The following is an 11,443-nucleotide window of genomic DNA, read 5'->3' on the forward strand; positions in this document are numbered from 1 at the left end:
GAATCAGGAGAGATTCTCTGTTTTTCTTTTTCAACAGGCTCCCAAAAATCAGGGCGGGGCGCGCGGCTTTCACAGAGAAATTGTTGGAGTTACGACAGATTCTATGAAAGACTCAGTTCACTTGCGGACAAGGTTCTTCAGATTTTGCCTGAAGTAAATACAACTTCTGAACTCAAGATGCACCCTCGCGCCGCTAAAAAAATCGGGGGAGTTACTTCTTTCCGATCTTCTCGAGTTCTTTTCCGATCTGTCCCGTGAGAATGTAGAAATACATGACCCAATCCCCCATAAAGGATTTGAACGGATACGTAAAGGTCGCAGGACGATTCTTCTCGACAAAAAAATGACCGATCCATGCAAAGAAGTAACCGGAAAACAAAGCGGCAAAAATGTAATACGGATTGAAGTTGATGATCGCGGTTAAGATCCAACCAAGAGCAATCGAAGTTCCGATAAAATGAAGGGTTCGATTGAGCGGGTGCGAATGTTCCCCCAAGTAAAAGGGCCAAAATTCTTTAAACGTATCATAAGTCTTCGGTGCGGCTTCGGTAGTCATAGCGGTTCATCCTTTTTTTTCTACGATTCTATCCATTCCAGTTCAAAAATGCAAGTCATTTGGATGAAAACAAATCCGTCGAAATTCCTTCCAAAGAATGAACGTAATCGAAGTAGGACTGAAGCTTGAACTTCTTCGCCGTAGAATCCGATGACATAGTTCGGATGTTACCGAAAACGTTTCTCTCCGGAAACCAAGGCCGATCAAACAAACCAAAACACCAAAGAATCCCGGTATAAGAATTCGGATCCCTCCCGTCATACGCGTATTTGTTGTTGAAGTCCTCCAAAATCTCGAACGCGGTTTCATAATCGGGAGTCCATTCGATCACTTTTTTTCCCCAGAGCATCCGAAGATAGTTGTGCATACTTCCGGATAAAACCAGCTCTTTCTGAGCGGCGTTCCAAACCACGTCATGCGTCTTTGCTTTTTCCAAATCCTCTTTCGAATACAAAAAAGGACGTTTGTCCTTTTTATGAAAATCCAGATTCTTCTGAATCCAATCCGGAAGAATGGAAAGGTCCTTTCGAAACGAAGGCTTTTTCCAAAACATCAAAAAGCCCACGTCTCTCCACGTGATGAGTTCGTCCAAAAAAGAATTCACATTTGCATCCGGATGAAAGAAACCTTCTCTTTTGTTTTTATTTTCGGGAATGATGATTCCTGGATTCCAAGGTTCTTCCAGATTCCAATCTAGGACGGCGCTTACGACTTCTTCTTGCGCGATATGACCGAAGTGTAAATACGGCGACAAAAGGGAAGAATTCGAATCTTCCGGACTTTTAGGCTGACTCCTTTTTTCAGAATAACCGGAAAGACCTTCCTTTAAGAATTTTTTGAGAAATCTGAGCCCTTCCGCTCTCCCGCCGCTTTTCCCTTCTACGGGCCTTACGTTTGGGAATTGAAAATCAATTTTTTCGAATATTCTAAAATTAGGATTTTCTTCCGGATCATACCAGAGAACTTTCTTTAAGGGAGAATCCGGATTCTTCTCCAACCAAGAATTTTCCCTTTCCACAAAAGGTTTTCCGGGTTTACGGGAAGACCGTAGACCCCAGGCTTCTCCGAACAAACGATGAACTCTAGGTCTTAAGATCCTCGCGGCGGATGCAAATTCTCCGTAAGAAAAAAGTGGTATGATGGAATTGGAATCGACGGCGAGTAACTTGCATTCGATCTTAGAAACAACTTGTTTAAACATTTCCGGGATGATATAAGCGGGATAATCGTCTGTGATTATGAGCGCGGCATCCCTGCTCAATTTCGAAAGAACTTCCGAAATCGGATTTTCCTTGGTTTCGACAAAGGCTCTGTATTTAAGTCCGGTCTTCTTCGCCTCTCTTGCGTTATCCGCCATTCCTTCCATCATAAATCGATGAAGCCGGGGGGAACTCCAAGGATAATCCATCTTCAGCGGTTCGTAGATCAGAAGTTCCTTTTTGTATTTTTTGGAAAGATGAATCGCATAATCCAAAGAATGATTCCAAGCAAGTCGCCTCGCCATCGACATCCAGTAGAGAATGTAAGCCCCTTCTTCTCGAACCGGTTTTTGATTTAGATCTCGGACTCGGATCAGATTTTCTTTTGGAAACATGATTCTCCCTGGAAACGGATTCTTCCTTAGACTTCTTCCGTTCGGCGTTTCGCGAAATTCTACAGAATTCTTCTTTTTTTCCCTCTCGTAAATTAGCACTCTCAGGCAGGAAGTGCTTGACGAACCGAAGGCAAATTTTTTAACTGGAAATCTAAGTCAGCACTCTTCCTAGTATAGTGCTAATCAACATTTTAAGGAGTTAGTCTATGGCATCGATTAAACCTCTGGGTGACAGAGTCCTCGTAGAACCAAGACAGGAAGCCGAGGAAAAGATCGGTAGCATTTTCGTTCCTGATACGGCAAAAGAAAAACCGCAAGAAGGGAAAGTCGTAGAGGTCGGAAGCGGCAAATACGAAGACGGAAAACTCATCCCTCTTGAAGTAAAAGTAGGCGATACCGTCCTTTACGGAAAATATTCCGGAACTGAAATCAAATCCGAAGGCAAAGAATACCTCATCATCCGTGAGAGCGATATTCTCGCCGTTGTTAAAAAATAATTTAGGAGTGAATCATGGCTAAAGAAATAGAATACAACGAAACAGCAAGACGTAAACTCCTCGAAGGCGTGAACAAACTCGCAAACGCGGTGAAAGTTACCCTCGGGCCTAAGGGTCGTAACGTAGTTATCGATAAAAAATTCGGCGCTCCCACCATCACAAAAGACGGTGTGACTGTTGCAAAAGAAATCGAACTCGAAGACGCTCTGGAAAACATGGGCGCGCAAATGGTAAAAGAAGTTTCCACAAAGACGAATGACGTCGCCGGAGACGGAACTACCACTGCTACCATTCTTGCTCAATCCATCATCAACGAAGGTTTGAAAAACGTAACCGCAGGTGCGAACCCAATGTCTCTGAAAAGAGGAATTGATAAGGCGGTTACTGCGGCTGTCGAAAGCATTCAAAAAAGAGCCGTTAAGATCGAAAACAAAAAAGACATCGCTAACGTTGCTACCATCTCTGCAAACAACGACAGCGCGATCGGAAATCTGATCGCCGACGCGATGGACAAAGTTGGGAAAGACGGAGTCATCACTGTAGAAGAAGCAAAGTCCATCGAAACCACTCTTGACGTGGTGGAAGGAATGCAATTCGACAGAGGATACATTTCACCTTATATGGTGACCGATCCTGAATCCATGATCGCAACTCTGAACGATCCTTTCATCCTCATCTACGACAAAAAGATCTCTTCTATGAAAGATCTGATTCACGTTCTTGAAAAAGTGGCACAAGCTGGAAAACCTTTAGTGATCATCTCCGAAGAAGTGGAAGGAGAAGCTTTGGCTACCATCGTAGTAAACACTCTCAGAAAAACCATTTCTTGCGTTGCGGTGAAAGCTCCCGGTTTTGGTGACAGAAGAAAATCCATGTTGGAAGACATTGCGATTCTCACCGGCGGACAAGTGATCTCCGAAGACCTCGGAATGAAACTCGAAAACGCTACTCTTCAGATGCTCGGACGAGCGAACAAAGTGACCGTAGACAAAGAAAATACTACGATCATCGAAGGGAAAGGCCAGACAAAAGACATCCAAGGAAGAATCGGTCAGATCAAAAAACAGATCGAAGATACTTCTTCCGAGTATGACAGAGAAAAACTCCAAGAAAGACTCGCGAAACTTGCGGGTGGTGTTGCCGTGATTCACGTGGGCGCCGCAACCGAAGTAGAAATGAAAGAGAAAAAAGCCCGTGTGGAAGACGCTCTTTCCGCGACTCGCGCCGCTGTGGAAGAAGGAATCGTTCCTGGTGGCGGTTTGACTCTTCTAAAGGCTCAGGAAGCGGTAGCCGCTCTGAAACTCGAAGGTGACGAAGCTACCGGAGCAAAAATCATCTTCAGAGCTCTCGAAGAACCGATTCGTATGATCACGAACAACGCAGGTCTGGAAGGATCCGTAATCGTTGAACACGCGAAGAGCAAAAAAGGAAACGAAGGTTTTAACGCACTGACTATGGTTTGGGAAGACCTTCTCGTAGCCGGAGTTGTTGACCCTGCGAAAGTGGTTCGTTCCGCTCTCCAAAACGCGGCTTCTATCGGTTCTATGATCTTAACTACAGAAGTTACGATCACCGATAAACCTGAAAAAGACGGTCCTAACCCGATGGCGGGAATGGGCGGTGGTATGGGAGGAATGGGCGGAATGATGTAATCCATTCTTTCCTTTCTTTTGATTCAATCAAAAAAGGCGGTCGAGGTTTTCCTCTTCCGCCTTTTTTTGTTTTCAAAAACTCAAACTTAAAAAAGAATCTCAAACATGATTCGACGCTTCCTAATTCTTCTTACGTTATTCATCCTTCCGACTCTGGAAATTTTTTCCGAAACAAAACAAACCGTTACCGTCAGCGGTAACGGTATAGCAGTCGTCGAAACGGACTATATTCAGATGTCTTTTTCGGTCGAGGTGGAGGACGCTAATCCTAAAATCGCTCAGGAAAAAAATTTACAGAGAGTGGCTAACGTGATCCAAGCCCTTTCCAAAGAATTTAAGATTTCTTCCAAGGACATCCACAGTACGGACTATACTTTGCAAAGGCAATATCTGGAAGAAGGAAAACAGAGACCTTATCTGGCGTCCTCCGGAATTCTACTCAAACTCAGAAACATAAAAGTCTATAAAGATTTACTGTTGGAGATTCAAAAGCTCGGAGTCAACCAAGTGAGCGGAATCGAATTCAAATCCGACAACACTCAAAAGCAAGAGAAGGAAGCACTTGTGGCGGCTTTGGAAGACGCTACAAACAAGGCTCTCGTTCTTGCTACCTCGATCGGAAAAACAAAGGTGGTTCCGATTCGAATTGTAGAATCCGATTCGAGCGTATTTCCTCAGGTCGTCTATCAAATGAAAGGGAGAGAAAGTGAATCCTCCCCTCTTTCCGTCGGAGAAAGAAAGATCCAAGCCAAGGTCAGCGTAGAATTCGAAATTCAATAAAATGTAGGATCTCACACACGACGGAGATTTTGCTGTAGAATCTTGAAAATGTAGGATCTCACACACGACGGAGATTTTACGGTGAAATCTCGTAAAACGTAGGATCTCACACGCGACGGAGATCTTGCGGTGAAATCTTGAAAATGTAGGATCTCACACAACACGGAGATCTTGCGGTGAAATTTCGTAAAACGTAGGATCTCACACAAAGCCAGCGACACGACACCCGATTCTTCTTCCCGTTTTTCAACCTAAATTATCTTGATTTCCCGGTTCGATTGTTCCCTACTGTTCTGCCATGAGTAAAGAAAAGTTTGAAACTTCGAAATGGAACGGAGTCCACAAAGAATTCGAATCCTTTATCGGCGACTGGAAAGGAGTCGCTCAGATGATATTCGAAGAAGGAAAAATCGCCGACGAATCTCCGATCGCGGGAAACATAAAACTAGTGTTAGGTGGAAGATTCCTTTTTCACGAATACAAGGGAAGTTACGCGGGTGAACCCCTGGAAGGAATCGCAATCTACGGATATCACATCGATCGAAAACGATACGAATCCGCATGGATTGAAACATTCGGAATGGGAAGCGGAATTCTTTTTTCACAAGGAGAATCCGGAGCCGCAGATTTTTCATTCACCGGTCACTATGGAGGAGAAACTCCGGAAAGACAGTGGGGCTGGAAAACCCATCTCGAAAAAGACGGTGAAAATAAACTCGTCATCTTTTCACAGAATTTGACCCCGGAAGGAGAAAAAGCGGGTGGAGTCAGAATTCTTTACGAACGAGTAAACCATTCTTAAAAACTCAAAGTCCAATTCTTGAGCGAAACAAAGAAAAACGCGCAAGGATAAAAAATGACGAAAACAACTACGACCCGGTGGATTCCTGAGAAACAATTAATTTCCACGACGATCAGAGGTAAGATGGAAGTAGAAGACGTGGAACTTTGGGAAAGGACCCTTCTGGATTCTTTGGAACAAATACCGGATAACGGAGTTTTTAAGATTTTTGTAAATCTTCACGGATTCGAAAGCGCAAACATCGAAGCTCACAAACGATTTCGCACGATCATCCCCGAAGTTCTTTCCGATTACGGATGGAAGGTGGGATATCTGGATCTTTTTGAAGAATCCAAACAAATGCGATTTAGAAATCATCGCGGGATTCGTTGTCTCGGCGCGGTTCACGTTCATCAGGACAAAACCAAGATCGATTCTTACGAAGAGAAGTTCGGAAGAGACAACGAACATTTCTACACCGATCCGCAGATCGCGGAGGAATGGATCTCCAGCCTCGCTCTTCCTACTTAAAAATCCTTTGACTTTCTTAGGGGATCCAAAGAAATACGAAGGGAAATGAAGCAGAAGGGGTATTTTCTTTCCATCGGAGCCGGTATCAACCAAGTACCCCTCATCTCAGCCGCGATCAACTTGGGATACACAGTCATTGCGGTGGATCAAAACGATCGTGCGCCTGGGTTGGGCCTCGCCTCACTTCGAATCTTAGAATCCGTAACTGAATATCGTAAAATTCTAAAAACCGCTTCCGAACTTCCTTTACAAGGCCGGATCGTAGGAGTGGGAACCCGCTCATACGGAAAAGCGACGTACACGACATCGTATATCGCCGATAAGATGAAACTGCGTTATGCGCCTCTTTCCTCGGTGGAGATTTGTTCGGATAAGAATCTTCTGAAAGCAACCGCCGAAAAAGTCGGAATCCTAGTTCCTGAAAGTCTGGATCTCCATTCGGCAATATCCAAAACTCAGTTTCCATTCGTATTAAAACCGGCGCGTGGAAACAGCAAAGAAGGAATTCATACCTTCTATCATCCGGAAGAATGGGAACACCATCTCAAGTCCAAAAAAAAACTTCCTAGACCCAAAACTTCCTCCAAGAAAAAAACTTCTCCGAACATAACCGAAAAAGAGGATTGGATCGCGGAAGAATACGTTCCCGGCTTTGAAATTACGGTCTGCGGACTTGTTCAAAACAAGGAATTCTTTACGGCTTCGATCTCCCACAAGGATGTAACTTCTTACGCACCTTATTTAGAAATCGCTCATACACTTCCCTTTTTACATCCGGAACTTGTGGGAGAAATTCTACTCAACTGTAGGGCTCTTGTTGCCGCGACAAAGATGAACAACTGTCCCTTTGTCGCGGAATTTCGTATCAATCCTCTCGGAGAAATTTTTCTCATCGAAGCGGTTCCCGAAGTCGGGGGAGAATTTTTAGCGGACTATCTTATTCCCAACTACTTCGGAACCCGATATTTTGAAAATTTGGTTCGGCTTCTGACCGGTGAAACGCTCAAACCGTTCGATCTCTATTCGGAAGTTCCCAAAAAATACGCGGGAGTATTTTTTTCCGCACCTCCCGAAGGAAAATCCAAACTCGTCGAACATTCTTCTTTTCAAACGTTAGGAAAAGAAAAGCTTATCTTCGATCAAAAATGGAAACAACCCGGCGAAGTTTTAAGAACAAACGACGGAAATTCGGTCCGCACTCGCGGAGTCGCACTCTTAGGGCCCGAACAAAACAACCAAAGTCTGGAAGAATGGAAAACCTCCGTTTACAAAAGACTGGAAGGCAAGTTTGAATCCATCTGAACCCTCTTCCCAGTCGGCTTGGAATATTCACTATACTCGAAACAAATCCAAGCTAGCTTATCCGGACGAGAACCTGGTAAGAATACTTTCTAAAATCAAAACAAACGCGGAAGAATCTTCGATTCCAAAAAAAGCTTTGGATTTCGGCGCCGGTTCGGGTAGACACTGTCTTTTGTTAAACGAATTCGCTTATCAAGTTTACGCGACGGATTATACGGAGAATGCGGTCCAAACGATTTCAAAAGAATATCCGTTTGTAAACGCTTCCGTCACCGGAGCTCCGCCCTATTCTTTCAAAAACGAATTCTTCGACGTGATCGTAAGCTGGGGAGTCCTTCACTACAACACTGTCGAACTCGCAACACAAATCTTGGACGAGAAAAAAAGAATTTTGAAACCGGGCGGATTTCTCGCGGGTTCAGTTCGAGCCGTGGGAGACACTCATCTTCAGGCAAAAGGAACCACGATCCAAACACCGGATCTCAAGGGCGCCTATTCCCGGTTTTATACGTTGGAAGAATTAAAACAAGATCTGAACGGTTTTTCCCAAGTCGAGTTCGGATACACGGAAAGGACTCCTCTCGGAAAACTGGAAGAAAGGATTTGCCATTGGATTTTTCTGGCCAAACTTTAGACGAAACCTGCCCTTGTTGCCGGAAAAATCTCTGGAAATTCTTATATCACTCTGCATTCAATCATTATAATATACCGATATTCTTGTGCACCTTCTGTGGTCTGCAGACTCAGTTTCCAAGACCTAAAGCCTCCGAGTTATACACGGAAGACTATTATTCCGGAAACGCCGAATTTTCATACAGAGACGAAAGAAAAACTGAAAAATTCGATCGTTACGTCTGGAAGGCAAGAATCAAAAACATTCAAAAATTCAAACATACGGGGCAATTTCTGGATATCGGTTGTTCCTTCGGCGGATTTTTAAACTGCGCGAAAGAAGCGGGTTTCGGAGTTACCGGAGTCGAAATTTCTCCTTATTCTTCAAAGGTCGCTGAATCCAGAGGTTTTAAGGTTTTTACCGGAGAATTTTTAGACGCGGACCTGCCCGAAAACTTTTTCGACGTCGTCACCCTTGTCGAAGTGATCGAACATCTTTCCAAACCTTCGAAAGTTTTTGCAAAACTAAATCGGATTCTAAAACCCGGAGGCCTTCTTCTTCTGCAAACCGCCAACTTCGAAGGATGGCAGGCGATCGAAGCGGGCCCGAACTATCACTACTATCTTCCGGGACATTTTTATTATTATTCCGAATCCAATCTGAAAAAAATTCTTGATCAATCCGGTTTCACCGATCATATCACGTATCCCGGAGTCGACTTTTCTCTCTCGGCAAAGTTACTCAAGTCCAGAGGTAGTTTCCATTCTTGGTTCGATTATTGGAAATGGATTCGTATCGGAATCTATCACTGGAAAAGCAAATTCAAAAAGAAAGACAGACCTTTGACATCGTCTATGGTACTGTACAGCTTCAAGGTAGAATGAAGGATGTTACAATTTTTAAAACCGGGTTGGTTGACCGACTCCGAAAAAATTCCTAAAAGCGGATTCTTACGTTACTTCGTACTTTTCCTGAGAGTGCTCGTCGGTTCCGCCTATCGTTTTATCAAAGACGATTGTCTTATGCAGGCTTCCGGAATTTCTTATACCACGATCGTTTCGCTCATTCCCATGCTGACCGTAGCTCTTTCCTTGATCACGATCACTTCCGGTTTGGAAAATCGAAAGGAGGAAATCTTCGATACGATCAACACCTTCATTCTGCAAAGTAATATCAACGTCGACATCAACACGTATCTTGAAGCGATCGGAGATTTGATCGACACAGCGTCCCAGATCGGAGCTATCGGTTTTGTCATTCTTGTATTTTCCGCGACCGCGGTTTTACGTTCTCTCGAAAACGCGTTTAACGGAATTTGGAAAATTCAATCCAATCGTTCCCTTTTCCAAAAATTGGTGTTCTATTTTTTTGTCTTAGCCATCGGACCGCTTCTTTTTGTGATCGGCGAAGGTGTCGCGGAAAAGACGATCGATTTTTTCAGACCACCCCATTACTTTTCCATGGAAAAAGATTCTTCCGAAAAAATTTGGGTGAGCGGTGAGAATGGAACCTTGTTCCGAATGGATTCAAATCTTAAGAGAGAATATTCCATCCGTGAAGACGAAATCGACTTTGAGAACATGAGATGTTTGGACAACTTAGGAGGACGACTCGACTTCTGTAAAAAACCGGATATAGGGGCTTCCGATTTTTTGAAAATTAGAATTCGGGACGGACTCATCTATGTCCTTTCTCAAAAAGGCGTCCTTCTCATAAAACCTATCGAATCCTCGGTTTGGACCTTGACCTCCCTCGAAGGTGTGGAACTCAAAGACATAGAAATCGTGGATTCAAATAATATTTTTATTGTATTCAAGAATGGTGAAGTTCTTCACTACATCCCCGAAGGAATCTCCTTCAAACCGATCTTCAAGGACCGATTGAGGATGAACGCCTCCAAAGTTTACTTTCCCGACCCGCTAAACGGTTATATCGCAGACGAATCCGGAACGGTCTGGACGAGCAATGACAAAGGTTTCACATTCTATCCGAACCGATTGACACATTTGTCGTTTCATGATATTCACAAAACCCAAAACGGGGACATCTTTTTAGCCGGAGAAAGAGGAGTCATCTTCCGATCCAAGGATGGAGGAAACAGTTGGATCGAAACCAGTCACAAACGTTACAATTTTATTCGTATCTGGTCCTTTACCGGTATGGATACGATGGAACTTTTCGCGATGGACAGCCTCGGTCATATTCTCATTTCCACGGACGAAGGCGATCACTGGAATCCTTTTTATACTCCCCTGAACGGTAAACTCTGGGCCAATCTTCTTTTGGAAAGAAAGGAAAACGGAAAAATCAGAATGCTAAACGTAGGAGAATACAGAACTATCAGCATCACAGAATCCAAGGATCAGAAGTTTTCAACAACGCTTGTGACGGGAGGAGACAGCGTCTTTTCGATCTATTCCTTCTTAAGAATTCTTTTCCCTCTTTCTGGAATCTGGCTCTTTTTCCTAAGCCTTTATTCTTTGATTCCGAACACAAAAGTCCCTCTCAAAGCCTCTTCGGTCGGAGCCGCGGTAACGGGTGTGATCTTTTTGATCTTTCTCTGGGGATTTCAAGTCTATCTTTCCTCGTTCAGCGAAACGACGATGATCATCTACAAGGCGTTAGCCGCAATCCCGATTTTTTTATTGGGAGTATATTCACTTTCTCTAATCGTTCTATTCGGCGCCGAAATAACGGCCTCCTTACAATTTAGGGAAAGATATCTGGCTCCCCTTCAATCCTTGGAAAGAATACATACTTCCACGAGCAACGAATTTAGAAAGTTGATCCTCGCCTTAAAATCCGCGTATCAGATTCAGAAGGATAAAAAAGTTCCTTCCACTTCGCACGAAATCGCCCTGATTTCCAGTTTGAAGGAAGAAGAAATTCCAGTGCTCACTAAAAAACTATGTGAATTGGGATTCTTATCGGAAACCAAAAAGAACGAATACGTTCCGATAGCCGCGTCCACTGATCTAAGCGTGGGTGACGTCTATCGAAAAATTCCGGAACCTTTGCTGACGGGGGACTCGGGTTTAAAACTATTCCCATCCAATCTTCAAACCAAAGTGGAGAAAACGGAAGAAAAACTTCAGAACGATCTGGATACTATCAAATTTAACGATCTAATCGGCTAA

Annotated in this window: 11 protein-coding genes; 9 read left to right on the top strand and 2 right to left on the bottom strand. The window is 43.8% G+C overall.

What is annotated here, in order from left to right:
- Positions 1-211: 211 nt before the first annotated feature.
- Positions 212-556, bottom strand: a complete 345-nt coding sequence (locus JWG44_RS13430) for a DUF962 domain-containing protein (protein ID WP_205275487.1) — start codon at positions 554-556, stop codon at positions 212-214.
- A 55-nt stretch (positions 557-611) separates the two neighbouring features.
- A complete protein-coding gene (locus tag JWG44_RS13435) occupies positions 612-2,150 on the bottom strand; it encodes a deoxyribodipyrimidine photolyase (protein ID WP_205275488.1) in 1,539 nt (512 codons plus the stop codon).
- A 206-nt stretch (positions 2,151-2,356) separates the two neighbouring features.
- Between JWG44_RS13435 and groES the strand changes: the two genes are divergently transcribed.
- From groES to JWG44_RS13480, 9 genes are all read left to right on the top strand, one after another.
- Entirely contained in the window at positions 2,357-2,647 is a 291-nt protein-coding gene (groES, locus tag JWG44_RS13440) for a co-chaperone GroES (protein ID WP_069607700.1), read from the top strand.
- A 14-nt stretch (positions 2,648-2,661) separates the two neighbouring features.
- Positions 2,662-4,299: a chaperonin GroEL gene (groL, locus tag JWG44_RS13445; protein WP_205275490.1), complete on the top strand. Its 1,638-nt coding sequence runs from the start codon at positions 2,662-2,664 to the stop codon at positions 4,297-4,299.
- 105 nt (positions 4,300-4,404) lie between these two features.
- The gene (locus tag JWG44_RS13450) at positions 4,405-5,079 is read left to right on the top strand and encodes an SIMPL domain-containing protein (protein WP_205275496.1); all 675 of its coding nucleotides are present in this window, start codon (positions 4,405-4,407) and stop codon (positions 5,077-5,079) included.
- 298 nt (positions 5,080-5,377) lie between these two features.
- Positions 5,378-5,881 carry a DUF1579 family protein gene (locus tag JWG44_RS13455; RefSeq protein ID WP_205275498.1) on the top strand — a complete coding sequence of 168 codons (504 nt, stop codon included), beginning with the start codon at positions 5,378-5,380 and terminating at the stop codon, positions 5,879-5,881.
- Positions 5,882-5,935: 54 nt separating this feature from the next.
- Positions 5,936-6,391 carry a hypothetical protein gene (locus tag JWG44_RS13460; protein ID WP_205275500.1) on the top strand — a complete coding sequence of 152 codons (456 nt, stop codon included), beginning with the start codon at positions 5,936-5,938 and terminating at the stop codon, positions 6,389-6,391.
- Positions 6,392-6,436: 45 nt separating this feature from the next.
- Entirely contained in the window at positions 6,437-7,693 is a 1,257-nt protein-coding gene (locus tag JWG44_RS13465) for an ATP-grasp domain-containing protein (RefSeq protein ID WP_205275502.1), read from the top strand.
- On the top strand, positions 7,680-8,327 hold the full coding sequence (locus tag JWG44_RS13470; protein WP_205275504.1) for a class I SAM-dependent methyltransferase: 648 nt from the start codon (positions 7,680-7,682) through the stop codon (positions 8,325-8,327). Before JWG44_RS13465 ends, JWG44_RS13470 begins: the two co-directional genes overlap by 14 nt.
- Positions 8,303-9,190: a class I SAM-dependent methyltransferase gene (locus JWG44_RS13475; RefSeq protein WP_205275506.1), complete on the top strand. Its 888-nt coding sequence runs from the start codon at positions 8,303-8,305 to the stop codon at positions 9,188-9,190. The genes JWG44_RS13470 and JWG44_RS13475 overlap by 25 nt, the downstream gene beginning before the upstream one ends.
- Before the next feature lie 3 nt (positions 9,191-9,193).
- On the top strand, positions 9,194-11,443 hold the full coding sequence (locus JWG44_RS13480) for a YhjD/YihY/BrkB family envelope integrity protein (protein ID WP_205275508.1): 2,250 nt from the start codon (positions 9,194-9,196) through the stop codon (positions 11,441-11,443).

This window comes from Leptospira ainazelensis (assembly GCF_016918785.1).
In the GTDB taxonomy this organism is placed as follows: Bacteria; Spirochaetota; Leptospiria; order Leptospirales; family Leptospiraceae; genus Leptospira; species Leptospira ainazelensis.